Annotated in this window: 25 protein-coding genes and 3 pseudogenes; 4 read left to right on the top strand and 24 right to left on the bottom strand. The window is 66.8% G+C overall.

Translation table 11 applies throughout. From position 1 onward, the window contains the following. Positions 1-6 precede the first annotated feature (6 nt). The 9 genes from AC3A6P_RS13880 to AC3A6P_RS13840 all read right to left on the bottom strand — a co-directional run bounded on the left by AC3A6P_RS13880 (position 7) and on the right by AC3A6P_RS13840 (position 10,692). Positions 7-855 carry an ESX secretion-associated protein EspG gene (locus tag AC3A6P_RS13880; RefSeq protein WP_487692149.1) on the bottom strand — a complete coding sequence of 283 codons (849 nt, stop codon included), beginning with the start codon at positions 853-855 and terminating at the stop codon, positions 7-9. 90 nt (positions 856-945) lie between these two features. Beyond that, positions 946-1,233: a WXG100 family type VII secretion target gene (locus AC3A6P_RS13875; protein WP_487692148.1), complete on the bottom strand. Its 288-nt coding sequence runs from the start codon at positions 1,231-1,233 to the stop codon at positions 946-948. A gap of 38 nt (positions 1,234-1,271) precedes the next feature. Further along, positions 1,272-1,589 (bottom strand): WXG100 family type VII secretion target, encoded by a 318-nt coding sequence (locus tag AC3A6P_RS13870; protein ID WP_487692147.1) that lies wholly within the window; start codon positions 1,587-1,589, stop codon positions 1,272-1,274. 148 nt (positions 1,590-1,737) lie between these two features. Then, positions 1,738-2,946, bottom strand: coding sequence for a PPE domain-containing protein (locus tag AC3A6P_RS13865; RefSeq protein WP_487692146.1), 1,209 nt, complete (start codon positions 2,944-2,946; stop codon positions 1,738-1,740). A 13-nt stretch (positions 2,947-2,959) separates the two neighbouring features. Beyond that, the gene (locus AC3A6P_RS13860; RefSeq protein WP_487692145.1) at positions 2,960-3,256 is read right to left on the bottom strand and encodes a PE domain-containing protein; all 297 of its coding nucleotides are present in this window, start codon (positions 3,254-3,256) and stop codon (positions 2,960-2,962) included. 118 nt (positions 3,257-3,374) lie between these two features. Further along, positions 3,375-7,457: a type VII secretion protein EccCa gene (eccCa, locus tag AC3A6P_RS13855; RefSeq protein ID WP_487692144.1), complete on the bottom strand. Its 4,083-nt coding sequence runs from the start codon at positions 7,455-7,457 to the stop codon at positions 3,375-3,377. Between the two features lie 2 nt (positions 7,458-7,459). Then, entirely contained in the window at positions 7,460-8,953 is a 1,494-nt protein-coding gene (gene eccB / locus AC3A6P_RS13850) for a type VII secretion protein EccB (RefSeq protein WP_487692143.1), read from the bottom strand. Between the two features lie 196 nt (positions 8,954-9,149). After that, positions 9,150-9,440: a DUF2710 family protein gene (locus AC3A6P_RS13845; protein WP_487692341.1), complete on the bottom strand. Its 291-nt coding sequence runs from the start codon at positions 9,438-9,440 to the stop codon at positions 9,150-9,152. A 139-nt stretch (positions 9,441-9,579) separates the two neighbouring features. Next, the gene (locus AC3A6P_RS13840) at positions 9,580-10,692 is read right to left on the bottom strand and encodes a DUF5631 domain-containing protein (protein ID WP_487692142.1); all 1,113 of its coding nucleotides are present in this window, start codon (positions 10,690-10,692) and stop codon (positions 9,580-9,582) included. A 113-nt stretch (positions 10,693-10,805) separates the two neighbouring features. On the opposite strand from AC3A6P_RS13840, the gene AC3A6P_RS13835 reads away from it, so the two are divergent. Continuing rightward, positions 10,806-10,949 (top strand): hypothetical protein, encoded by a 144-nt coding sequence (locus AC3A6P_RS13835; RefSeq protein ID WP_487692141.1) that lies wholly within the window; start codon positions 10,806-10,808, stop codon positions 10,947-10,949. A gap of 2 nt (positions 10,950-10,951) precedes the next feature. Here the strand turns inward: AC3A6P_RS13835 and AC3A6P_RS13830 are convergent, their stop codons facing one another. From AC3A6P_RS13830 to AC3A6P_RS13820, 3 genes are read right to left on the bottom strand one after another with little or no spacing between them, the layout of a single operon-like run. Then, complete coding sequence (locus AC3A6P_RS13830) at positions 10,952-11,245, bottom strand: DUF2694 family protein (protein WP_487692140.1); 294 nt, start codon at positions 11,243-11,245, stop codon at positions 10,952-10,954. Further along, the gene (locus AC3A6P_RS13825) at positions 11,242-11,559 is read right to left on the bottom strand and encodes a type VII secretion target (RefSeq protein WP_487692139.1); all 318 of its coding nucleotides are present in this window, start codon (positions 11,557-11,559) and stop codon (positions 11,242-11,244) included. The genes AC3A6P_RS13830 and AC3A6P_RS13825 overlap by 4 nt, the downstream gene beginning before the upstream one ends. Positions 11,560-11,568: 9 nt before the next feature. Beyond that, positions 11,569-13,029 (bottom strand): DUF4226 domain-containing protein, encoded by a 1,461-nt coding sequence (locus tag AC3A6P_RS13820; RefSeq protein ID WP_487692138.1) that lies wholly within the window; start codon positions 13,027-13,029, stop codon positions 11,569-11,571. 166 nt (positions 13,030-13,195) lie between these two features. On the opposite strand from AC3A6P_RS13820, the gene AC3A6P_RS13815 reads away from it, so the two are divergent. Then, the gene (locus AC3A6P_RS13815; protein WP_487692137.1) at positions 13,196-13,471 is read left to right on the top strand and encodes a hypothetical protein; all 276 of its coding nucleotides are present in this window, start codon (positions 13,196-13,198) and stop codon (positions 13,469-13,471) included. A 309-nt stretch (positions 13,472-13,780) separates the two neighbouring features. Beyond that, positions 13,781-14,032: a hypothetical protein gene (locus AC3A6P_RS13810; RefSeq protein ID WP_487692136.1), complete on the top strand. Its 252-nt coding sequence runs from the start codon at positions 13,781-13,783 to the stop codon at positions 14,030-14,032. A 112-nt stretch (positions 14,033-14,144) separates the two neighbouring features. On the opposite strand, the gene AC3A6P_RS13805 is transcribed toward AC3A6P_RS13810, so the two are convergent. From AC3A6P_RS13805 to AC3A6P_RS13775, 7 genes and pseudogenes are all read right to left on the bottom strand, one after another. After that, complete coding sequence (locus tag AC3A6P_RS13805) at positions 14,145-14,354, bottom strand: protein kinase domain-containing protein (RefSeq protein ID WP_487692135.1); 210 nt, start codon at positions 14,352-14,354, stop codon at positions 14,145-14,147. 496 nt (positions 14,355-14,850) lie between these two features. Beyond that, positions 14,851-16,158, bottom strand: coding sequence for an NAD(P)/FAD-dependent oxidoreductase (locus tag AC3A6P_RS13800; RefSeq protein WP_487692134.1), 1,308 nt, complete (start codon positions 16,156-16,158; stop codon positions 14,851-14,853). Between the two features lie 169 nt (positions 16,159-16,327). Continuing rightward, on the bottom strand, positions 16,328-16,540 hold the full coding sequence (locus AC3A6P_RS13795; RefSeq protein WP_487692340.1) for an integrase core domain-containing protein: 213 nt from the start codon (positions 16,538-16,540) through the stop codon (positions 16,328-16,330). Positions 16,541-16,618: 78 nt separating this feature from the next. Further along, positions 16,619-16,810: pseudogene (locus tag AC3A6P_RS13790) on the bottom strand (IS30 family transposase); the annotation flags it as partial. Positions 16,811-16,842: 32 nt separating this feature from the next. Beyond that, positions 16,843-16,955: pseudogene (locus AC3A6P_RS13785) on the bottom strand (ATP-binding protein); the annotation flags it as partial. Between the two features lie 6 nt (positions 16,956-16,961). Further along, positions 16,962-17,277: pseudogene (locus AC3A6P_RS13780) on the bottom strand (IS1380 family transposase); the annotation flags it as partial. 385 nt (positions 17,278-17,662) lie between these two features. Continuing rightward, on the bottom strand, positions 17,663-18,754 hold the full coding sequence (locus AC3A6P_RS13775) for a Glu/Leu/Phe/Val dehydrogenase dimerization domain-containing protein (RefSeq protein ID WP_487692133.1): 1,092 nt from the start codon (positions 18,752-18,754) through the stop codon (positions 17,663-17,665). Here AC3A6P_RS13775 and AC3A6P_RS13770 point away from each other — a divergent pair. Continuing rightward, entirely contained in the window at positions 18,753-19,544 is a 792-nt protein-coding gene (locus AC3A6P_RS13770) for an FAD-dependent oxidoreductase (protein ID WP_487692132.1), read from the top strand. The genes AC3A6P_RS13775 and AC3A6P_RS13770 overlap by 2 nt on opposite strands. Before the next feature lie 194 nt (positions 19,545-19,738). On the opposite strand, the gene AC3A6P_RS13765 is transcribed toward AC3A6P_RS13770, so the two are convergent. The 5 genes from AC3A6P_RS13765 to AC3A6P_RS13745 all read right to left on the bottom strand — a co-directional run bounded on the left by AC3A6P_RS13765 (position 19,739) and on the right by AC3A6P_RS13745 (position 24,445). Next, positions 19,739-21,112, bottom strand: a complete 1,374-nt coding sequence (locus AC3A6P_RS13765) for an FAD-binding oxidoreductase (RefSeq protein WP_487692131.1) — start codon at positions 21,110-21,112, stop codon at positions 19,739-19,741. Further along, complete coding sequence (locus AC3A6P_RS13760) at positions 21,106-21,270, bottom strand: hypothetical protein (RefSeq protein WP_487692129.1); 165 nt, start codon at positions 21,268-21,270, stop codon at positions 21,106-21,108. Before AC3A6P_RS13760 ends, AC3A6P_RS13765 begins: the two co-directional genes overlap by 7 nt. A gap of 10 nt (positions 21,271-21,280) precedes the next feature. Next, complete coding sequence (locus AC3A6P_RS13755; RefSeq protein ID WP_487692128.1) at positions 21,281-22,522, bottom strand: metal-dependent hydrolase family protein; 1,242 nt, start codon at positions 22,520-22,522, stop codon at positions 21,281-21,283. Further along, complete coding sequence (locus AC3A6P_RS13750; protein WP_487692127.1) at positions 22,519-23,817, bottom strand: MFS transporter; 1,299 nt, start codon at positions 23,815-23,817, stop codon at positions 22,519-22,521. Before AC3A6P_RS13750 ends, AC3A6P_RS13755 begins: the two co-directional genes overlap by 4 nt. An 82-nt stretch (positions 23,818-23,899) precedes the next feature. Next, positions 23,900-24,445, bottom strand: a complete 546-nt coding sequence (locus tag AC3A6P_RS13745) for a cupin domain-containing protein (protein ID WP_487692126.1) — start codon at positions 24,443-24,445, stop codon at positions 23,900-23,902. Between the last annotated feature and the right edge of the window lie 110 nt (positions 24,446-24,555).

Below are 24,555 nucleotides of genomic sequence, written 5' to 3'. Positions count from 1 at the left end.
CATCAATTACACAACTTTCCGGTACGAATGCCATTCCTGTGCGGCAGGTAACCGCCGCACCATTTCATTGACCGCAGCCGTGATATTCGACAGCGAACCGGGAGCCAGGATCATCCAGCCTTTCCGGTCACGCTGGAAATGTTCGGCGACCACTCGCCCCTCCGGGGTGTCGATCACCACCACCACCGACTTCTCGACGTAGACGCGCGCTTCCGAACCGGAGTCGACACCCGACTGCAGAGCCACGATCGACGCCTGCGCCGACACCGCGGGGTCGGCCGCGGTGAGCACGACATGCAGTTGATCGGAGTCGAGATCGACATTGGCGAGCAGATAACGGCGCAGACTGTCGTGATCCTTGACGTTGGCCACGATGGTGTCGGTGGGGATGGTGACGGGTTTGAACTTCACCGGAGCGGCCGAACCGCAGAGCCGTTCGAGTTGGCCGCCGATCACCTGGCTGGCCGCGCCCTCCGAACTCGACGTGCCTGCACCGCTGAGCCGCACCATGATGTCGCTGCGTTCCAGCGCCACCCACCATTGGGCGAACCGGGCCAACGTCACCTGCGTCGGAAACGTCTCCCGGCCATCGCGGCCCGGCCGGTTGGCCTGCAACAGCAAGGCGACATCCCGACGGGACAGCACCGTGAGCCATTCGACGACCGCGGGATCCACGGTGCCGTGCTCGTCGATCACCCCGGCGGATCTCAGTTCATCGGCCACCGGATGCAGTAGCGCAACATCTTTCGATTCCGCGCTGGGCAGGACGGGCCGCAGCCCCAGTTCCGGCGCGACGACCTCGATGCCCGTCAACACCTGAAGCACCCACAGTCCGTCGAGCGTGGTGGTCAGCATCGTCGATCCAACATTGTGTTCCCCCGGCGAGCGGTGGGGCGCACGACCATGTGCGCCCCACCGGATGAAGACAGTTGTGTGGTCGAGCGTCTAGCCGAACAAGCTCCTCATGCCCAGGTCGACTCCGTGTGCCGCTGCGCGGACTTCCTCGATGGTGGCGCCGTGCTTGCTCATGACCTCGATCAGGCCCTGGAAGCCGTTGAGCATCTGCAGCTGGCTCTCGCGGAACGTTGTGGCCGCTTCGCCTTCGAAGAACTCGGCGATGGCTTCGGTCTGGTGCCGGATGTCGTCGTGAATGGACTGCAACTGCGACGCCTGATTGCCGACGGTGGACGACAGTGCACTCACAGCGCCGTGGTCGTAGCGGATCTGATCCATGATTTCTCCTGTGCTCTGGTGGTCTGTGGGGTGGGTGGCTAGGAACCGCTGAGGTTTCCGGCGAATCCGTTGAAGGTCTGGGCCGCGTCGGCTTCGTGCTGGTCCATCAGATCCGCGGCGGTGGACAGCCCACTGCTGAGCCGCATACCTGCCTCATTGGCCTGTGCCAGATCGTGTTCGATCTGCATCGACGTGTTCATCGACGCGCCGGCGCCGCCGCCCGCCCACGCCGCGTTCATGATGTTCTCGTGTTCCGCCAGGTACTGGGACGCGATGGCCCGTGCCTGCTCCAGTGCGGAGGTGATGGAGTTGGACACCGAGCGAAGGTGCTCGCTGGTGACGACGATTTGCGACATTTGCTTCTCCCTTGCTAACTGTCCCCCAAGCGAGGGTCTCGATTCGAGTGTATGGGTTCTGCGGCGGCTGTCACTTCACCAATTAGCAAACAGTGCTCGCCCAGTGTCACAACCGCCCCTCGGTTAACTGGCGTTGTCAGCTGCCGCATCAGGTGCGGCGAATCTCCTGGTCACCGTCGATGACCACGCGCGCGTAGGTGGCTTCGCGCTCCCGTTCGCCGTCACCCTGGCCGCGCTGCAGCATGCCGGGCGACATCGGCATACCGCCCATGCCCGCGCCACTGGCCGTGGGCCCGCGCACTTCGGCAGCGTCCAGGAACCCTGGTTTGAGGCCGGTGGCACGCCCCGCGGCGGCGGCATCGAAACTGCTGGTGGGACGGGTGAAGCTGGTCAGACCCGCGCCGGGATGGGCACCGCCGACACCACCGCCCACGGCACCACCGCCACCTCCACCGGCGCCGCCGACACCACCGCTGGGACCCGCGACGCCCCCGGCCCGCACGGCCGACTCGGACACCGCCTCCGGGCCCTTCATCCCACCGAACATGCCGGTGAGCTGGCCCATCATGCCCTGGGCTGCGCCGAAGCCCTGCTGCGCCATCTGCATGGGCATCTGCATCATCCCGGTGAGCGGCTGCATGAGCCCTTGAACCTGGCCCACCATCGAACTCATCTGGCCCATGGCCTCGCCGCCGCCGGAGGCGGCTTGTACCGACGCGTTCGCCGACTGGGTGCCGGCCTGCATCGCCTCACCCGCGGCGTTGGTCCCGACAGCCTGGGCCACCGCTCCGGCGGCGGCCGCGGGGCCTGCCGGCGAGGCGCCCATCGGAGCGATGGGCGGCGGGACCGCGAGAGCCGCGGTCAGCGCCGCCAGTGCGGCCGCATACACCACACCGGCGCGCGAGTTGTTCGGCCACATGACGCCGAAATACTCCAGGTTCAGCTCCGCGATACGGGGGCTGAGCGCACCGAGTACCGACGGATTGATGCCCTGACAGGTGGCTTCATCGACCCGGTTCTCCACGGCCACAGGTGTGGGCACCATGGTGGACACCGCGGTCTCGTAGGCGGCCACGGCGGCGCTGGCCAGCGGCGGCTTCTCGGTGACCCAGCCGGCCAGGAGTTGAAGAGCGGTGTTCAGACTCAACCCGGTCTGGGCCGACCCGGTGGCCCCCTCGCCCTGCCAGCTGGCCATGGTGGCCGCGCTGTTCATCACCGACAGGCCGAAGGACATCTCATGGCTGGCGAGCTGGGTGATCCAGGCCGACATGTTGGCCAGCGTGGTCGCGGTGCCGGTACCGCCGGTCAGGCGCGAATAGTTTTGCTCAGGGGGCAGAACCGGCCAAAGCGGATCCATGAGGCCTCATCTCCTAGAGGGGGAAGGTGGCCTTCGTGGCGACGTCGGCGGCCACCGCGGTGGCGGAAGCAAGCGACTGCGCACCGGCGTAGGCGCCGCGCTGACCGGCGTGTTCGGCGGTGGTGGCCAGGTAGGCCGCGCCGGCGGCATTGAGCGCCGCGGCGAACTGGGCGGAATCGCCGTCCAGGCCCATCGGCGTGGCCCCCAGCAGGGCCGCCGAGGCCGCCGACGCGCTGGCGGCCATGGAAGCGCTGATTCCGGACTCGGTAGCCGACGAGAGCCCGACGGCTGCCGGCTGTACGTCCATCATGATGAACCCTCCCTGTTCTGGCGAGGTGTGACCCCCGCGGTCTTTCTCGAGTTTAAGGTGTGCTGCGAGCTGCGGTCGACACAAGTTCCAGCGACTGTCAGCGAATCGCACGGCGGCTTCATTCGGGGCTGCCGACCAGCACCCCCTCGATCTCGCCCTCGGTGGTGACCATCAGGCCCCGGCCCGGTGGGAGTTGCTGCGCGCTGACCCTCGCGAACACCTTCACCGTTGCGGGGTCGTTGTCCATGAAAAGAGTCGGTGTGCGCGAGCCAGTGAGCTTCTGCAAGAACGGATTCATCACTGACACCCCGGCCCAGTTGCCAGGCAGTCGCGCGGCGATCACGTGCAGACCGATCTCCCGGCTGCGTTCGATCAGGCCCCAGAGCGGTGCGGTGGCGGCCTGTTTGCCCAGGACGCCGTTGGGGCGCAGTTCCTGCTCGTCATCGATCAGCAGGAAGTGGTGCGGACCTTCCCACTGCGGCCGGTTGAGCAGCTCTTCCTGGCTCAGCCCCGACGGTGGCAACCGGTTGTGGAGCTGGCCGGCCAGTTCGCTGATCACCTGGTCGATGTCGTCGACGGTGTAGGCGTACGCACGCACATGGGGTCCCTGCACCTTGCCGATCAACGTCGTCTTGGGATCGATGATGGTGATCTGCGCCTGCTCGGGGGTGTACATCCTCGTCACCGCCTGGCCCAGGGCCGCCAGGGCGGTGGTCTTCCCGCACTGCGCCCGACCGACCACCAACAGACTCGGGGTGGTCCGGGCCGGCAGGGCCACCGGTTGCAGCGCGCTCTCCCCGATGGCGAACGGAATGTTGAGCGGATCGGCCGCGCCCGCACTGTTCGCGTAGGCGTCGATGATCTGCCGCAGCGCCACCCGTTCGGGCAACCGGGCCAGCTTCTCCACCTTGCCGATGCCGGTGCTGCCCGCGATCACCTCGCCGACCTGGCGGGTGGGCACCACCTCACCCGAAGGACCGACGATCTCGGGCACGCCGACCAGGATCTCGTGACCGCGCCGGGTGAGGCCGAAGCCGGGCCGGTCCAGCGTGTTGCGGGCGGCGCGGCGATGCTCGATACCGGTGCCCATCTGCGTCTCGTCGGGATTGCTCAGCCGCAGCTGGATGCGCGCATTCGACACGTTGAGCAGCGCCTGCTTCTGCCCCACCAGCCAGGCGCTGGCGCTGGTGATGACGTGCACGCCGTAGGACAGGCCCTGGCGGGCGATCGCGATCGCGCGGTCACCCAGGCCGTAGTCCTTCTCGTAGAGCTCACCGAAGTTGTCGATCACCATGAAGACGTCACCGAACTTGTCGGCGGGATCCGTGCCTGCCCCACCCGCAGGCCCGAACCTGCGCTCACGGAACTCGGCGATGTCGATCTGATACTGCTTGAAGGCGGCTTCGCGCGAGCGGATCAGCCCCTCGAGGGTGGCGATGGTGCGGGAGACGCCTTCACTGTCGGTGAGGCTGACCACGCCGGCGACATGGGGATAGTCCTCCACCGGATACAGCGACGCCCCCATGCAGAAGAAGGTGACGCGCTCCGGCCGGTACATCAGGGCCGCGGTCGTCATCAACGTCATGAGCGTGGTGGACTTCCCGCGCTGCGCGGTGGCCACGACCATGATGTTGTCCATCTCCGCGTCGATGACGTGGACCTGCTGCAGGTGGTCCTCCGGGATGTCCTCGATCGCGACCGGGAACACCAAACCGGGATTGTCGCCGTAATCGACGTGCCACGGCTTGCCCCGCCACCGGTACACCAGGTCATCGGCGCGTTCGCTGACCTCCAGCGGGGGCAGCCAGATCTGGTGCGGGGCCCGGGCGGGGTGTGCCACGAGCGACTCGCGGATCACGTCGAGCAGCTTCTTCTTCTTGAACCCGTCGGCGTGGAACAGGAATTCGTCGGGCTCGTCCGGTTCATCGGCCACGGCCAGTGCGGCGCTGTCATCGTCGCTGAGCGGCTGGTACTCCCACGTCAGCGCCCGGGGTTGGCGGAAGCTCATGTCGACCGTCTTGTTGGTCTCCACCTGCTTCTTGGGCACCACGAACGGTGCCGACACATAGAAGCAGCGGAACTGTTCGAGCTCGCGTGGCCCGACCTTCATCAGGGCATAACCCGCCTCCTTGGAGGGCAGGTGCAGGGCTGCGTCGCTGCCGATGACATCACGCGAGTCCTCCGCGGTCTCGGCACGAAGAGCCACCCGAAAAGCGATGTTGCTCTTGGCTTTACTCAGCGACGACAGGTCCAACCGCTGTCCACCCAAGGTGAAGAAGACGTTACAGCCGCGGCCCTCCTGTCCGATGTGGATCACCAGGTCGATCCATTCCGGATGGTGCTGGAACAACTCCAGGTACTCGTCGATGATGACGAGCAGGATCGGTACCGGCTCCAGATCGCGGCCGGCCAGCCGCATCTCCTCGTACTCGTTGGCGTCGCGTGCGCCGGCATTCTTGAACAGTGCATAGCGGCGGGCGATCTCACCGTCGATCGCCTTGCGCATCCGCGCGGCGAGATGCCGGTCGTCCTTGCCGAGGTTCGACAGCGAACCGGCCACATGGGGAAGGCCCGCGAGGTCCTGAGCCGCGGATTCGAACTTCATGTCGACGAAGATCACGATGAATGTCTCCGGCGAGTGCGTCAGCGCGATGCCGTTGCACAACGACAGAAAGTACTCGGACTTGCCGGAACCGGATGTCCCGATCACCACCGAGTGAAAGCCGAAGCCGCCGAAGTCCTTGGCTCGCAGCACCACATACTGCAGCTCACCGCCCGGCTTCACGCCCACCGGCACCATCGCCCACTTCGAGTCGCCGCGGCCACGGCTCTCGGCCCACAACCGGTCGACGTCGAGATTGCGAGGGTCGGTGATCCCCAACGCGCGCAACAGTTCTCCGCCCTGGCTGTCCATCTCCGACAGCTCACCGGCGCTCATGGGCGCCCAGCGGGCCAGGGCGCGGGCATAGCGGTCAGCAGTGCTCTCGGCCAGCATGTCGGCGACAGCGTAGAACGCACCGCGGTGGCGCAGCCGGCCCTCGCGCAGCACGAACTGCTCGTCGTCGTTGCTGAAGCCGATCCCCACACCGGGCCGGGTCGCCAATCGCAGCACCGTGATTCCCGCGCGGCCCTTCAGCCCGGTGACCCCCTCCCAGCCCTCGGGGGTTCCGGTGTTGTCGTCGATGATCACCCAGTGCGGGCCCAGCGCCGACGCGCCCGCCGCGGCCTCCATGGGCGACGGCATGGACAGCGGACTGCTCCCCGCCGGCGGCGCCCACGGGCCACGGCCCTTGCGGTGCAGCTCGGAATCGAGTGCCTCCTCCAGCTCGGTGGGCGAGGTGAACACGAGGCGCCGGAGGCCGGAGGCGTCGAACATCTCGTCGTGCTGGTTGTGCGGTAACCACACCAGCCATGACCACACCTCCGGGTGCCGGGTGACCACCATGAGCTTGACGTCGTTGGGGCTGTGATAGACCGCCAAGCCCGACAGCACGGCACGCATGAGCGCCCTCAGCTCGCCCAGGTCCTCTGACTGGAAGCTGAACCCGGGTCGTGATCGCAGGCTCAACACCTTGCCGATACCGCGAATCTTGCTCTGTTCCAATATGAAATCGCGCAGCGCGCCGCCGGTGACGGGCTCCAGTTCCTCACCTACCGGGACATCGGGCCACTGCAGGGACACCGCCGAATCGGCGGCCTGCTGCACGCCGATTCCCAGCCGCACATCCAGGAAGTCGGCGTCGGCGGGACGGCGCTCCCACATCCTGGGCCCGCCGATGATGGTGTCGAGCTGCTGCGGGTCACCGTGGACGAACAATTGGCTGCGCCGTTGGTCCTGGGCGGCGCGCTGAACTTCGTCGCGATCGTCGTCGAGCTGGCGCAGGTAGACCCGGCGCTGCTTCTCCTGCTCACCCCAGCTGATCTTGCGGGCGCGGCCGAACCGGCCGCTGAACATCATCGCCGCGAATCCGATCAGGCCGATCATCGGGAAGATGCCCGACTGCAGCGAGCGCACGCCCGAGGTGTACATCACCACCAACGTGCCGATGATTCCGACCAGCAGCGCCGGAATCGCGATCATCAGCAGGATGTTTCGTGGCTCGCGCTCGGGCAGCTCCAGGGGCGCCGCCACCGCCACCCGGGCCGGTGGCACCGTCGGCACGCCGATACGCGGACCGCGGACGAATCCTCGTTTGGACATCATTACCCTCCCGCGTTCGGTTGACCGGCACCGGGGATCAGTGCCACCTGCCCGCCTCCGGGCAAGGTGTCACGGGCCAGCAAGGCGGCGTCCCGGCTGATGGCGGGCCCGGCGGCGAAGGTCCGCACAATGGGCCATGGGGCCTGCACCGCGCTGCCGGGATCCAGGCCCAACGCGCGCAAAGTGGCCTCATCCCAACTGATTCCGAAACGCACGCCCTGCGGGGAGATCCAGTAGAGGCTCTCGCGCGTGTCAGAGGTGACGACGCCACTGGTGGTGGCCACGAAGTTCGCGGCCCCCGGCAGCACCAGCGTCTGATCGGCCACCACCGAATCCGGCCCGCGATCGTCGCGCACCAGTTGGACGATGCTGTTGTCCATCGCCTGAGGCACCGGCAGACCCCGCCCCGTCAACACCGTCACCGTCGCCTGACGATCCGTCGACATCTTGGCCCAGCCGACGCATGTCACCGGATTGGCTGCGGTGTCGATGAAGTCGAGGGTGGTCTGCGGGTAGAAATCCACGTTGAGGACATCGACGTCGGGAATGTCCACCAGGCGGTCCGGTGAGATGAGTTCCGGTGTCGGTGAATTCTGGCTCGACGAGGTGCGGATCAGATCGGCGACGAACGCACTGATCTCCTGGATTCCCTGCGGCAGAAGCACATAGAAGCCGCTGACCGAACCGCCGGCGTCGCGGGATTCGAGCACCGTCCCGACGGCACTGCCGGGAAGCCACCGCGACGGCGTGCCCGCCTCCGGGATCTGCGGTACGACGATGGGCTCGGTGGCCGGCAGCGCGTCGAAGAGCGCGTTGGACATGGCGACAGGGAAGGTGGCTCCCGGGTCCAACCCCAGGTTGAACGTCAATGACCGGTCGCCGGCGTTGATCAACGAGCGGTGCCCACCCCAGATCACATAGGTCTGGTCACCATGGGTGGCCAGCACGGCCTGGTTGGGTGCCATGGGGGCGGCGCGCCCGCCGCCTGACAGCGGGCCCGCGATCGACGTCACCACCGGCGGTCCGCTGCTGCCGCGGACCGGGGCGGTGTCGCACACCGACCAGGCGGAGGTGCCACCCGAGACGCGCAGGTCGCTGGGCACGCCCGGGATCCCGACCATGGGACCGGTGGGGTACTTGGCGATCTCCGAGGCAGTCACCCACGCGGGGGCCCCGGCGCTGCCGGTGACCAGGCGCGCCGATGTGAGATTCAGTGCCGGATAGAGCTTGCCGTCCAACTTCGCGTAGACCGCGCCGGTCTGCCGGTCGCCGATGATTGCTGAGTCACCCACCAGGCCGGCGGGCTTGAGGACGTTCAGCAACGCCATCCATGCGACACCGATGAGGACGAAGACAATTCCGAGCGCGACGGCGGCCTGTTGCTTCCGGTCGTCGTGTTTCATGCGCACCGAGAACCGCGTGATGGCCGCTTTGAGCCTGCGGTTGTAGAACAGGTGTCCCGAGTTCTGATCCCGGTTGGACAGATTCAGTGGCACGCTGGGCTTCCTTTCGGCACACTATTTCCGCCCGGCCCCCGGGCGTGCCGCAGCACTCGCGCCGGCACGCCGAAACTGCTCGCGTTTTCACGATAACGGCGCCCGGGAGCATCGGCTGACACCAATTTGCCGCCGCCTGCAGGCGTTGCTCGGCTACTCCAGTGCCGCAAGTGACGGATGTTCCGAAAACGGTCGGTCAACGCAACCCCCCGCCATATCGTGCCTCGTTGTCGGCCTGCGCCTCCTCACGCAACGCGGCGAACGCCGAATTGAGCCGATCGGCGAGTTCGCCGTGCGTGTATTCACTCGTTACGCGGGGGTGCAGGGTCAATTCGAGTAATCGCCCGTCCGAATTGGCCACCGCGTAAATGTCTCCGAGGTCCACGCTGTACGTTATCCGTTCCGCTTCGGCGACCAATTTCTCCCAGCGGTCGGCGGCGGCATTCAATTCGCGGAGCACCTCGTCGACCAGGGCACGGTCATCCATCGGCACCTGCCCTCCGGCAGCGCCCCCCACACCGGCCCGACCCCGACATCTTGTCAGTATGTCCAGGGGCGAGGAGACCCGTCAATTCACACCGGCAAAGTGACAACAACCGCCGCCAGGCAATGTCAGCAACGGCGGGTCAGGACGCAGAACCCTCATTACCGGCCGATGCCGAGGTGAACTCGACGAACCAGGCGAAGTGATAGTTGGCTGCCTCGCGGTCACCTGCGGCCAGGGCGTCGGTGGCGGCCAGCAGTAGGCAGTTCAGCAGGATGCCGGTGTTCACACCGGGGTAGCGCGCCAGCAGTTGATAGCGGGCGGTGTCCAGGTGCACCCGCAGCACGTCGAGCTCCGCCTCCGCCACTCCCGTTCCCGAGGCCGCCGCTTTGGCCAAGGTGTGGGTGATCCTGGGCAGCCCGTCGCGCCAGCGGGTGGCTTCGGAGAGCCGCCACCCCAGATCCGGGACCTCCGCAGCGGTGCGCCGACCACCCGCGATGCCGGGCACGGCGGCGCTGCCATGGGAGAACGGGTCACCAGGGCTGTAGGTGGCGGACCGATCTGTGGCGCCGAGTAGTGCGCGCAGGTTGCCGTTGCGGCGGGCGGGTTCGAGAAGCTCGACGCCGGCGGGGACGACGATGCCTGGCGGTATCCACCCGTGCGCCAGGTCCGTGACGATCACGATGCTGCCGTCCTCGCGCTCGCCGGCGGCCCAGCGCAACCCCGGTTCCTGCCGGGCCACTGCATCCACGAACCGCCGCAGCCGCTGCTCGGTGGTTTCCGCGGGCGGGTCCGGTTCTGGTTCGGGCACCGGTTCGGCGATGATCACCGGCGTCGCCACGGTGACGGGCTCGGCCTCGAACGCCTGGGCGAGGCTCGGCAGCTCGGTTGTGGGTGCGGGCGGCGGTTCTCGACGAAGCTGCCGCATCGTGGACTCCACCCGCGCAACGGCGTACGCCCGCGCGCTGTCGATCACCCGGTTCTGCTCGGCGTGCCGTATCGGCTCGGGCATCCTGGCTTCGTTGATCATCCGCAACTTGTGGTTGGCGGAATCCGCGATGCGCTGCAGGTCCCTTTTCAAATACTCAGCGACCGTTGCGGTTTCGGGGGTCACCGGGTCCAGCTCGGCGGGCCAGAGCCCGCCCAGCACCCAGGGAGTGCAGTCATCGGGTGTGCGGAACGTCGGCACCGACAGGGCCTGTTCGGTAGCCCTGCGCAGGCGCTGCCGCGCCGATCGCCGCCCGAAAACCGCCACTGGCCAAGCGTACCGGGGTACCGGGGTACCGCTATTCAGCTGTTTCTTCGCGGCCAACCCGGCTCGGCACAGTGAATTGTCGGCCGGCACAACGGTGGGTAGCGTCAGCTGTCATGACGGACTCGACGCTGCAGGCCCAGCTCGATGAAGTGCGGGCCCTGCTGGCCCGGGCGCGGGAGTTGTTCGGCGACAACCCGGTCGCGCCGCCCGCCGATATCACGCCCGCCGCCGGTTCAGTGCAGAACTGGGTTCGCTGACCTCAGCTCAGGTGGTGTTCGGCCAGTGCTGACCGCGCCGCGTCGAGGTCACGCTGGGTCGGCACTTCGTCCGACGGCGTGTGTCCGGCGGCCAGTATCTCCGCGCGTACTTCCATGAGCGCGCTCAGGTAGGAGACGTCGGCGGCCAGTTTGATGCCCGCGGCCAGAGTGTGAGCATCAGCGGACAGGGCTTCCTCGGACAACATGACGCTGTGCAGGTACCCACCCCGACAGCTGCGGAAGAGCAGGTGTCCGCTGGGGTGCAGGGCGTCGAAGTCGGGGTTCGGTTCGGTCATCTCTGTTCGTCGAGCAGGGCGCCGAGTCGTTGCGCGCTGTCTGCTTCGTGCTCCTCCCACAACGTGGCCGATCGGTGCAGATTATCCGCCATCTCCGCATGTTCGTCGGCCTGACGCTCGTAGCACTGGCGCCGCTGCTCGAGGAGATGGCGCGCGGCCTCCCGCAGGTCCCCGAAGATCGGGCCGAGGGAATCCAGGCTCTCCTGGATCGCGTCGTGGGTGCCTGGCACCGTGCGCAGGTAGTCCGCGGCGTCGGCATGGTGGCGGGCCGCCTCGCGCAGTTTGTCCGGTTCGATGACGATGCGGTCATCCATGGCTGTCTCCTAGGTAGCAGGCGTCGTCGCCGGTCGGGTGGGGGCAGGGGCATCGGTGCTCGGCGTCTGAGGTGGGTGAAGCCAGCCTAGGAAGCTGGGTCCGCTGACGCTGGCAAGCGGTTGGATTTCGCCGCCGAGCAGGGCCTGGGTCCGGTCGAGGGCCAGAGCTTGCCGATCGGTGAACATGCCGACATCGCCGGTGGAGACGTCGGCTGGGTCCACCGGGTCGGACACCGCAGTGCCCGGCGGCGGAATGCTGAGGCCGTGCCGTTGGAACGCCTCACCGACCGGTGTGCCAGCCAGGGCACTGGTGATGACCTTCGCGAGCTCCGGCGTGGGTGCGGTGATGCGGTCACCGTTGGGCAGTTGCACCTCTGCCGAGTCCGGTTCGTCGGCGGGCGGCGGTTCGGAGTCCTCGGGCTCATCCTGCGCCGGTTCGTCCTCAGCCGGTTCTTCGGCGTCCGCGGGATCCTCGGGGTTTTCGGCCAGCACCGACTCGGCCTCGGCCAGCAGGTCGTCGAGCGAATCTCGCCCCTCACGGGTTGGTAGTTCCGGCTCTTCCTCTGTCCGAGAGAACGCCGGGAGCGGCAGGCCACCGCCCGGCGAGCCGAGACCACCGGCCGGTGACCCGAGACCGCCGGCCGGTCCGCCCAGCATGGGCAATCCCGGCATGCCGGCCGGCGACGTGGGGGTCGCCGTGGAAGGTGAGGGTGCAGGAGTCGCGGAATGTGGCGGCATCTCGGCGGTGAGCGGGTCTTGGGCCAGCAGCTGCTCGAGCAGCGGGTCCGACACGAGGTCGCCCCCGTAGGGCGGCAACGGAGCCGGCGCCGTAGCGGCGGCGACCGGCCGGGCCGGTTGCGCCTTGGCGTCGGGGGCTGCGGCACTGCCGGTTGTCGACGATTCATACAGCGCAGTCCAGGCGGTGGCCAGCACTGCCTTCGACCTGTCGTCCAGGCTGGCGGTCTGCACCACGGCACCGATCTCGCGCAATTTGCCGATCAGAAAGCGCTGGAAGTCCCTGGCGCCGGCCGGGGTGTCGAGATCGGTACGGACGTGCACCGCCTCCTCGATCGCGGTTTGCAGCCGCCGCAGTTCGGCACTGCCCTGCTCGGTGGTGGTGTGCGCGTTGAGGATCGCGGTGATGACCAGCAGGTCGACGTGCGCAGTACTCGAGTTCTGGTGCGCCAGGTCGTCTTCGGCCTTCTTGATGGCCGTGATGCCCGCGCCCTGCTGAGATTCCGGGGCTGCGGGGGCACGCGGTGTCAAAGGCGCGTCGATGCGGCCGCCGAACAGCGTGGGGTGATTGGCTTTGATCTTGCCGAGGACGGCGGCGGTCTCGGCCTCCGGAGCGACGATCAGACTTGCCACCGCGATGTCGGACGGCGTGAGCCCCCAAGTCCAGGCCGCCGGATCGCCGGTGACACGGCCGACGTGTTGCACCGCGTCGTGCAACTCCTTCTGCGTGGTCACCCCCGCAGCCGTTCCTGGATCCCGGTTCCCGACATGGCGCGGACACTACCGACGGCCCCGACACCCGACAATTCACTTGCTGGCGCCGGTTTGGCAATGGGGGAACGGGGTATCAACCAGGCAGTTTTTGTGAGCGCAGAGCTCACCGATCGAGGGGTGACCACACATGTCCGACCGCATGCAACGGCAGGCGGCAGCCAACGGCAGCTTGGCCGAGGCGCGCAGCGCCACCGCACTGTTTCTCACCTTGACCGCCATCATCGCCGCCGCCATCGCCCTGGCCTCCGGGTTGGGTGACGGAGACGGCGGCTTCGCTCTGGTGGCCGGCGGTGTCTCGGCGATCAGCTTCGTCGTCGCTATCTTCTGCTTCAGCGCTGACGCCGAGAAGGCGCAGAAAGCGGAACCCGCCGGCGCAGCACTGGCCGCGGTACCAGCCGAGTAGGCACCTCACCCTCGCGTCCCTTACTCGCAGCTGCGTGACCGCTCGGTAGCCGCGCGCATCGCCGTCAGCACCGGGATTCGCCGTTTCGCGTCGCGACGCAGCGCCGGTGAGGGCTGTCAATTCTGTTGCCGGGAGCAGGATGTCGCGCAGCGCGGTGGGTGGGATGTCGTTGGTTGGGAATTGCGCGGTGGTCGGGGCTGCGCCCGGCGTCGGCGGTGCGGCGGCGCGCGCCGGTGGTCCCGGGTGTCGTGGTCCGATCGCCGGCGTCGGTGATGGAGGACTCCGGCCAGACGGCGATGGCGTTGGCCGGTGACGACTGCGATCGCCGCGGTCGCCGCGATCGTGATCAGGGTGGTGCGGCGTCGTGGACGAGTGGGCGCGGTGCTCGGTGTGGCGGGCGGCGTCGGCGGGGTGGGACGGGCCACCTGGGTGCGGGCGCCGCCGTGGCGGCCCATCACCAGGGTCCCGCCGGACCTGGTTCTGCATCGGCGGGCGGGGGTGCATTGGGGATTGGTGAGGGCGGCGGTGGCCGCGGCGGCCAGCGCTGAGACAATGGGATAGCGATGCTCGGGCTGCTTGGCCATCGCGATCGCAACCACCTCATCGAAAAGCGTGGGGCAGCGACGGCACGAACCTTGTGGGTCGCGGCGGGGGAGTGTTGAGGTGGCCATCATCACCGCCGCCATCCCGTTGGTGCTGGGATAGGCGTCTTGCCGGTCAGGAGGCGATACAGCGTGCAGCCCAACGAAGAGATGTCGGCGCGGCCATTGAACGGGTCACCGGCGAGGACTTCAGGTGCGGCGTAGGCGAATGTCGCCATGACCGACCCAGTGGCGGTGAGGCCGAAGTCATCGAGCGCGCGGGCGATCCCGAAGTCGCCCAACAACACTCGTTCCTCGGGACCCGGTGACCCCACAGTAGGAAGCTCGCCGGCTTGATGTCGCGGTGCACGATGTTGCGGGAGTGGGCGTAGTCCAGGGCTGCGGCGACTTCGGCGACAATGTGGACGGCGCGTGCGGCGATCATGGTGCCGGCGCGCAGGGCGGCGTCGGCATCGGTGCCGTCGACGAAATTGCATCGCGATCCACAGCTCGCCGGTGTCGGCTTGGTCGCGGTCGTAGACGCCGACGACGTTGGAGTACTCCAGGTTGGAGGCGACGTCGGCTTCCGGAGGAACCGGGCGCGGAAGTCGGGATCGCGGGACACTCCCTTGACTGTCTGAGACATGCGTTGTTCCTTCCGCAACTGGGTTGTTCGGGTAGGTGTCCGACGTGTGTTCGCGAGCACGGCGACGCGCCGCGGCGCCGCCACGTAAGTCCTTGCGATGTCCCCATTGGGCCCGGAGGCTGGTCGCGGTTGCGTCCTGTCCGGCCGATCCGCTACCCCATTACCGTTCCGCTGGACTCCGCATTGAACGGGCGTCGGCGGGAGTAGACCCCCAGGTCGACTGTGAGTCCGGTCCGTTCCCCGTGGTACTGGACGGGGTTGGCGTCGTGGTCGTGCCCAGCTTCGACGGCCACGATGATGTCCCGCATGAACTGACCGGCGACGGGCGCGTTTTTGAATTGATTGCCGCTCGTGCCGATCGCGACGTAGAAGCCGTCGAGGCCCGTGCGGTCATAGATGGGCGTCCAGTCCGAGGAGACGTCGTAGATGCCCGCGATGCCCCGCGGCCGCGAGGGTACGCCGAGCTCGCCGAAGCGCCGCGCTGCGCGAATCACCTGCGCCTCGAACGCGGTGGGAGTCGGGGCGAGGTCAGCGGCATCTGGGTCGTCGATCCACGGCAGAGGATCGCACTCGGGCTCGGTGCCGCCGATGTAGAAACCGTCGCCGGGCGTTCCACGCATGTACGTACCGAGGTCGAGGTCCGCGATGACCGGGCCGATGCGGTCCCCGTCGTTGAAGCCCGGAGGCGCCGTCACGTGGTGCACCTCCTGTCGCATGGGCCGGGTCGTGATCGAGAAGTCATCCCCTACACCGGCCATTTCGTTCAACGTCGGCGACCAGGGGCCGGCGACGTTGACGACGACGGGCGCGCTCACTCGTTCCCCGTCGGCCAGGTCGACACCGGCGACGCGACCACCTGACCGACGCACGGCCGTGACCTGACTTCGGAAGATGAACTGTGCACCGGCCCGGCGTGCGGCGGTGGCCAGGTTGACGGCGGCCAGCATAGGGTCGTCCACGTAGCCCCCGTCGGGAGTCCACAGGGCGCCGAGTTGGCCCACTGGATCGTCCCAGAAAGACTCGTCGTCGAGCCGTTTGGGAGGCCAGAAGCGACCCGGGTCGAGGCCGGGGACGCGGCCGGCGAGGGTTGTCGCGTCCCACAGCTCGTATGGAACACCAGCCCGGTCGAATAGGGGCGTGACCTTCTTGTTCGGGGCCACGTCGACGTCGAGGAACGCCATCCCGGTGCGGCGGAAGCCGGCCATTCCTGCGGGGTCAACCATGCCGAGGTGGCCGGCCCAGTCCTCCCAGCAGTGCTTGGACTCCCACGCCGCCGCGACGCTGGGAAAAATCGAGTAGTTGAAGCGGACCACGGCGCTCGAGGCGCTTGTGGAGCCCTGGCCAGGTCCGGGGAGCCGGTCCACGACTACGACCCGGAAGCCGGCGCGTGCAAGCTCGAGGGCCGTCGACGAGCCGATGACGCCGGCTCCGACGACGATGGCGTCCGCACTCAGATTCACCCGATAAGGGTCCCTTCCCTGCGGCCCTCCCGGGAATAGTCGTCTGTCAACGAATCGGGTGGCTGACCGCGACAGCAGAAGCGCGAGCGGATGCGACCGGCACCGCACCCTGTGTGTACGCGCGGAACCGCGAGCTGCTTCCTCGGGTTCCCTGAAGAAGTGGACACGGTTAGCTTGATTGCTGATTGATCCGTGAGGTGATCTCGAAGTCGACGGGCGAGATCATTCCCAGTGAACTATTCCGTCTGTCATGGTTGTAGTAGCGAAGGTAATTTTCAAGTCCCACAGTAAGATTCGCATACGACGTGAACGCGTGCCGTTTGTAGTACTCATGCTTGACCGTCGACCACAGCGATTCGGACCCAGCGTTGTCCCAGCATATGCCGGTAGCCCCCGAGAGCGGCGCAGGGCATGATCAGAGCAGGCTTTGGCCAGGTCGTGGCTGGTGTACTGGGCGGATTCAATCGGTGGTCGCAACACCGGCTTGGTGAAGTGAGCATAGGTGCTCGGCGGGGGTGCGCCGACCGAGGGTTTTCCGCGCCCTTGTGTTAAGGGTGTGCGATCGCCGCGGCATCCTCGGCCGACCATCTCGAAAGGTCGGTCCCCTTCGGAAGTACTGGCGCAAAGGGCCATTAGTCGCTTGCCAGTGTGATGGGACCACCTTGGCACGTTATTGAGGACGCTGGTCGGGGTGGTCTGGGTCAGCCATTCGGCGGGTTCGCGGTTCGATGTCACGACGGTGGTCTTGGTGCGGTGGCGTTCGACGACGATTCGTAGAAGTCGCTGGTGTTGGTGCTGCGCGGGCGGTTTACGGTGGCCAGGGTGTCAGCGACGATCCGCTTGGCTCGACGGGGGGACCCGCAGGACCCTTTGCGTAGGCGTAGACCGGTAATGACGGGTGCCCCACAGACGGTGGTGATGGTGGCGATCACCGCGTTGAGCCCGCGAACCCCGGAGTAGCCGTAACCCGATCCTTGTTTGGCGTAGCCGTGCACTTCGATGATGGTGTCGTCTAGATCCACCAGAACGGGGCCCTTTGATGCCGGCCTTCACCGGGGTCCGGGTATGCAATCCGGCCAGGAAGCGGGAGGCCACCGCGTCGAGTTGACGGACATGACCGACCGGCACTGTCTCGGTCTCAAGAATCCGGTCGACGGAAGACGTGGTCGGTGCCGCGGAGTGCGTGTGTCGACCCGACCTGGGCGGCCTCCTGCCCCCAGGCCATGAGCCACAGGTGCAGCTCCCTTGCCACTGGAGGACCAGCGCCTCGTCGGTGCGGAGGTTCTTCGCCAGCTCAATGTCTACGCCGAGGTCGTCGCCGACGGGAGTGAGTCACCCTTCTCGTCGACGCGCTGAAATGGAGCTGTCGATGCCTGGTCGTCCTGACGGGCGGCGACGAGAAGCGTCCCCACCCGTCGCTGGTCGCGGCCGTGGTCGCGGGCAGAGTCCTTCAGAGGTGGTGGCAGTCGGTTCGGCAGCGAGAGTCGTTGCGGGCGTTTGCCCGTCAGCCCTCCCGTCCGGCGGTGAGTCGCTGGTCTACGATGCTGCGCGCGGCCTGCAAGGTCGTGACGTTGGTGTCGAACGCCGAGCGAATCACCTCTCCGACGGTGTGCTCGATACGCCTCACGCGATCGAGGACGTCGGCCCGGTGCTCGTTCGTGAGCTCGCCGCCGACCTGGATCAGCCCGCCGGCGTTGGCCAGGTAGTCCGGGACCCACAGGATCGACCTGTCCGTGAGCGTCTGGGCCACACTGCCATCGGCGAGTTGGTTGTTCGCCGCGCCACAAACGACTTTTGCCCTCAGCTGAGCCACACTGGTCGCCGTCAGGCTCGCGCCGAGCGCACACGGGGCATAGACGTCCAGCTCCTCGGGCAGCACCGAATCCGCGACCCGGACCCGCGAATCGTGCCCGTCGAGCTCGGTTAGTGCGGCCGGTCGCGGGTCGGAGACTACGACGCGGGCTCCGACGGACTGGAGGAAGGTCACGAGGTGCCGCCCAACCTTGCCAACGCCTTCGACCCCGACGACCTTGTCAGCCAGACCGTTCCCGCCCCAGGTCGCCGTTGCCGCGGCTTGCATCGCCGAGAAGACTCCGAGGGCCGTCGCGTAACCGCTGTCGCCGGAGCCGCCGGCGGCGGTGGTCCGTCCCACAACGTGGGTGCTGGTCCGCCCGATGACGTCGAGGTCCTCGGACGTGGTGCCCACGTCGGCGGCCGTGTAGTACCGGCCGCCGAGGGACTCGACGAATCTGCCGTAGGACTCGAGAAGACCCTCGGTCCGCTGGGTTGTCGGGTCGCCGATGATAACGGCCTTCGCACCGCCGAGGGGCACGCCCGCTCCGGCCGCCTTGTACGTCATTCCCTCGGACAGCCGAAGCGCATCGGTCAGCGCGAGCGACTCGTTTGCATAGGGATAGAACCGCGTACCGCCAAGGCCCGGCCCGAGGGTGGTGTCATGGATCGCGATGATCGCCTGGAGACCCGTCCGCTTGTCTCGGCAGAACACGACTTGCTCGTGGTTGGCGTCCTGCAGTTCATCGTCTCGACCGAAGACTGCGAGGGGAGTGGAGGGTTGGTCGAGGAGGCTTGTGTTCATGGCGGCGCAACTTTCGTCGACTGATCAGCCGGGTTCATGTCTCGTCAGGTCAAGGGGTGACTGTCCAGTGGGTCGCACCGAACATTTCGCTGACGAATATGGTGAAAAACCTGGATCCTCGGCGTCTACAGACGGCTGTCGCTGTTGTCGGCGACCTTCCGCGACACGTATAGCTGCCCGTTGTCGGGTGAATCTGAGTGCGGACGCCATCGTCGTCGGAGCCGGCGTCATCGGCTCGTCGACGGCCCTCGAGCTTGCACGCGCCGGCTTCCGGGTCGTAGTCGTGGACCGGCTCCCCGGACCTGGCCAGGGCTCCACAAGCGCCTCGAGCGCCGTGGTCCGCTTCAACTACTCGATTTTTCCCAGCGTCGCGGCGGCGTGGGAGTCCAAGCACTGCTGGGAGGACTGGGCCGGCCACCTCGGCATGGTTGACCCCGCAGGAATGGCCGGCTTCCGCCGCACCGGGATGGCGTTCCTCGACGTCGACGTGGCCCCGACCAAGAAGGTCACGCCCCTATTCGACCGCGGCCGCGGCGTGCTTGGTGCAGCTCGCGGCCGCGGAGCATCGCAGGCTCCAGGTTTCTCCGTCGCGATCGGCACGAGCGGCAACAATTCAAAAACGCGCCCGTCGCCGGTCAGTTCATGCGGGACATCATCGTGGCCGTCGAAGCTGGGCACGACCACGACGCCAACCCCGTCCAGTACCACGGGGAACGGACCGGACTACAGTCGACCTGGTGGGTCTACTCCCGCCGACGCCCATTCAATGCGGAGTCCAGCGGAACGGTAATGGGGTAACGGATCGGCCCACTCGCCCTCAGAGGCATACACGGGCGCACTCTTACCAGGGCGGCGATGGGCCAGCCGCTGTCGAAGAGCAGTTGGGGTGGATGATCCACCGCCAATTCCGCTTCCGAGGTGCGGACGCCGAGCTCCCGCTGGCGACGGAACGAACCACCCGCGGTCGGGTGGACAGGGCAAAGGCTACTCGGCAGCGATGACCTTGCCGGGGTTGAGGATGCCGTGCGGGTCCAGCGCCGCCTTGACCGCGCGATGCAGGTTCATGACCGCCGGCGGCAGCTCCTGGGCGAGTCCGTCCATCTTCAGCAGACCGATGCCGTGTTCTCCGGTAACCGTACCGCCGAGGGTGAGCGCTTCCTCGATGATCTCGCGGAAGGCTCGCTGTGCCCGTACCCTGGCCGCGTCGTCGTCACGAGGCGTCACCAGCAGGGGGTGCAGGTTTCCGTCCCCGGCGTGGGCGATGTTGGCGATCAGGGTGTCGTGCTTCTTGCCGATCGCCTCGATGCGCGCGAGCATCTCCGGGACCGCTGCCTTCGGCACGCAGACGTCCTCGGTGAGTACGGGGCCGAGACGCTCGAGGGCCGGGTAGGCCAGGCGTCGCGCCTCGAACAGGGCGTCCGCCTCGACCTGATCGGTCGAACGGGCCGCCCAGCTGGCGCCCGCGCGCTCGAAGCAGTCGCGGATCGCGTCGGCCTCTTCATCGCCCGCGTCGCCTGGGACGTCGCATCGCGCCAGCAGAACGGCGTCGGCCGCGACGGCGAGGTCCATCTTCTTCCACCGGTCGACGGCCTCGAGGCAGTGCCGGTCGATGAGCTCGAGGGCGGAGGGGACGATGCCTGCCGCTCCCACGGCTGTGACGGCCCGCCCGGCGTCGACGATCGACGAGAAGAAGCCAGCGACGGTGTTCTCCGGTTCTCGTTGCGGGCGGAGCTTGACCGTGACTTCGGTTATGACACCCAGTGTGCCTTCGGAGCCAACGAGCAGTCGCGCAAGGTCGTAACCCGCGACCCCCTTCGCCGTGCGCCGACCGAGCCGGACCAACTCACCCGTGCCGGTGACGACCTGCAGTTCGAGCACGTAGTCGGCCGTGACGCCGTACTTCACGCAGCAGAGGCCACCCGCGTTCGTCGCGACGTTGCCGCCGATAGTCGACCACGGCGAGGAGGCGGGGTCCGGCGGGTACCAGAGACCGTGCTCGGCCACCGCAGCGCGCAGGTGATCATTGACGACGCCCGGCTGCACGACAGCCAACCGCTCAACGGCATCGATCTCGGTGATGGCTGTCATCGCCTCGGTCGACAAGACGACGCACCCATCGATAGCGTTCGCCCCGCCGGACAGGCCGGTGCCCGCCCCACGGGGCACCAGAGGAACGCCAAACTCGATGCAGGCGCCCACTACCTCCTGGACTTCCTCGGCAGTGTGCGGTCTGACGAGAACGAGCGGCGCCCCGTGGGGTGCCCACTCGGCCTCATCGTGCGCATAACCCACCATCACCTCAGGACCTAACTGCAGGCGATCAGCGTGGAGGCGCTCCTGAAGGCGTTCGATCAGCATTGGGCAACCTTCGCGATAGATAGCGACCGAACCCCTGCAGGGCTCGACCAGCAGGTGCGCATCTCGAAATACTCTGTCGAGCCGAACACCTGGTCGACGGCCATGGCAGGCGCAGTCACGCCTTCGTGCTGGCTGCGGTCCGTCACGTCCTCGGTCATGTGAGCTCCTTCAGTTGAGTCGGTTCTTGACGACCTCGCCGCTGCGCATGATGAGGTCCAGGTGGCGACCTGCGGCCGCGAGGAGGCCGATGTCTGTGAGCGGGTCGCCGTCGACGATGATCAGGTCGGCGTACGCGTCCGGCTGGATGCAGCCCAGCTTGCCCGTCTGCATCAGGATCTCCGCGCCCACCGAGGTCGCCTGGCGCAGGAGCTCGACCGGGGTGAAGACTTCGCGACGAAGCTCGAACTCGCGCGTCTGCTGGGGGTAGAAACCGGCGAGCAGGTCGGTGCCAAAGGCGAGTTTGACGCCGGCGCTGCGCATCACGTCCAGCCCAGCCATAGAGTCCTCGTAAATGGTGCGGAGCTTGTCCATGCGGTCGCTCGGCAACCCCATTTCCAGGCCCTGCTCTACGAGCGAGTAGAGACAGACCATCGTCGGCACGACATACGCGCCCCGCTCCGCGACGAACGCTGCCGTCTCGGCGTCAATCAGGGCGGCGTGCTCGACGCAGCGGACACCGAAGTTCACTGCCCTGCGGGTCGACTCGCTCGTCAAGCAGTGCGCGGCGACGTAGGTGCGGCGTTCGGCGCACTCCTGGACGATCGCACGGATTTCGTCCTCGCGGAACTGGTTCATCCAGATCGGATCGCTTGGGGACATCACGCCACCAGACGCGACGATCTTGATGCAGTGGGCACCGCGGCGCAGCTCCTCACGGGTGGCCTTGATGCACTCGTCGACACCGTCGACGATCACGCCAGCCCAGTTCATCGCATCACACGAGCAGTACCCGTGCGTGTGGTGCTTCTCGTTGGGTGTGCGGTAATCGACGTGGCCGCCGGTCATCGACAGAATCTTGCCTGCATAGAAGAAGCGCGGCGCCCGGATCAATCCGTCGGAAATGGCGGCGAATAGGGGGTAGTCGCCCCCACCGATGTCACGCACAGTCGTGAACCCGCTGTCGAGCGCATGGCCGAGCATTTTAATCGCATACGCGGTCCGGTACGGCGCATCGCGGTCGTTGAGTACACGCGGATCGAGGTCGGAGAAGTACGAGTGCACGTGCATGTCGATCAGACCCGGCATCAGGGTCTTGCCCGCGACGTCGATCCGCTGCGCGTCGTCCGAGCGAATCGTACGGTCCGAGACTTCGCGGATGCGACCCTCCGCCACGAGCACCGCCATCCCCTCAGCGCACTCATCGGACACACCGTCGAAGATCCGGGCGTTCTCCAAGATGATCTGTGTCACTTTCGACCCTCCTCCACTACTGGGGTTGACACTCGATCATCTTTCGGCTCGCGGTACCAGATCAGCACCACGGTGATGGCCAGGACCGCCGTCGATGCGACGAAGAGCGGGAAGGCCAAGGGAGACCCTGTGGCCTGGGTGAGCGATACCGCGATGAAGGGCATGAACCCGCCGACGATGACCGTCAGGTTGTAGGCGACAGCGCCGGCGGTGACACGGACCTTGGTTGGGAACAGCTCAACCACGTTGATGACGGCCGGAGTGATGAACACAGACAGTGGGATTACAAAGATCAGGGCGCCCAGCAGTCCGAGCGCGAACGATCCGGTGGAGCCGAGCAGGAAGGTCGGCACGACGGTCACGGCCATAGCACTGGTGCCAATGATCAGTATGGGCTTGCGTCCGATACGGTCGGCCAGACCACCCGAGAGCAGGATGCCCACGATGATCACGAGTCCGGCAATGGTGTTGATCATCAGCGCCGACCTCTCCGAGAAGCCGTTTGCGAGCATGAACGCCAGGTAGGCGGCGACGCTGACGTAGATGGCGATCGAGTAGAACGACCCAAATCCCAGGTACAGGAAGATGGCACGCCTGTTCTCTCGCATGGTGAGCCAGAAGCCCCCCGGGCTAGGGCTGGATTCGGTCACCTCCGCGGCGCGCTTCTCGTGAAGTTGCCTGAACTCGGGCGTCTCCTCCAGTGAACGCCGGATGTAGAGACCGACGAATCCGAGAGGGAGAGCCGTGGCGAAGACCACTCGCCAGCCCCACGACTGCATCGCGTCGGCCGGCAACGCCACGGTGAGCACAGTTCCCAGCAATGAACCCAGGACCATGGCGCAGAACGTGCTCACGCCGAGGAAGCTGATCATGCGCGCCCGACGGTTCGCCGGGGCATGCTCGTAGAGGAAGGCCGCAGCACCGGCCAGCTCACCGCCGGCCGCGATGCCCTGGCAAATGCGTGCGCAGATCAGCAGGATCGGCGAGGCAATCCCGATGGTCGCGTACGACGGGATCAGGGCTATGGAGAACGTCGCGACCGACATCATCGTGATCGTCACGTAGAGGATGTGTCGTCGCCCGTAGCGGTCACCGACGCGCGCCAGGATCACCCCGCCGACCGGGCGCACGACGAACGCGATCCCATAGGCCGCCCACGTGTTCAGCATGGCTGACGTGGGGTCGTCGGCCGGGAACATGGCGACGGAAATGAAGGCCGCAACCACGCCATAGACCGCGAATTCGTACCACTCGACGAAGTTTCCGATCGATGCCGCAGCCACGGTGCGTCGCAAGCTGGGTTCTTTCGCTTTCGCCGTACTCAGAGGCGCTTTCACGTTCTCACTACTCACGAGGCATCCCTCACTAGGTCGCAGTTCAGGAATCAGCTGAGGTTCTGGTTTCGTACCTGACGCCTACCACCACAGCGGCGACAACACAGGGCTTGCTGCTCCGGTTGACCCACCGGTGCACGTTGCCGACCTGCACGACCACGTCGCCGGTGTGCAGCTCCTTGGCCTGCGAGTCGCTGAGCTCCAGAGTGATTGGGCCGTCCACCACGACTACCAAGTCGATCGTCTCCGATGTGTGCATGCCGTCCGTCCCGGGCTCGACGGTGGTCAGGAGGCCGGGGAAGGCCTCTTCCAGCTCCGCGAGCTGGCTCTCTGCCGGATCGTCGATCGGAGCAGCGACCTGTCCCGGTTGCAGAGTGAGGAGCACAAAACGCCACCCGTCGGTCGGCGGGAAGTGGCTGTGCCACGGCGGCTGCGAGCCATCCCGTGGCAGAACGCGTTGGTCGGCGCCCCAGATGTGGTGCATGGCCACACCGGGCATTGCCTCTGCCGATCGAGCCTCGATGGTGGAGTCTTCGACAAAGACCGCATTGCCGTGCTCGTCATTCGCCGAGACCACTCGTCTGAGCATGTGGTTCCCTTCGTCCGGTCATCGATTGGCGGCCAGCCTCGGGCGGCGATGCCACCATCTCTGATCGGTCTCGTTCACCGCCTTTCTGAAGTGTGATCTAGACAACGACA

The organism is Mycobacterium sp. Soil_C_30, from assembly GCF_057656995.1.
This window is presented reverse-complemented; position numbering and strand designations above follow the sequence as displayed.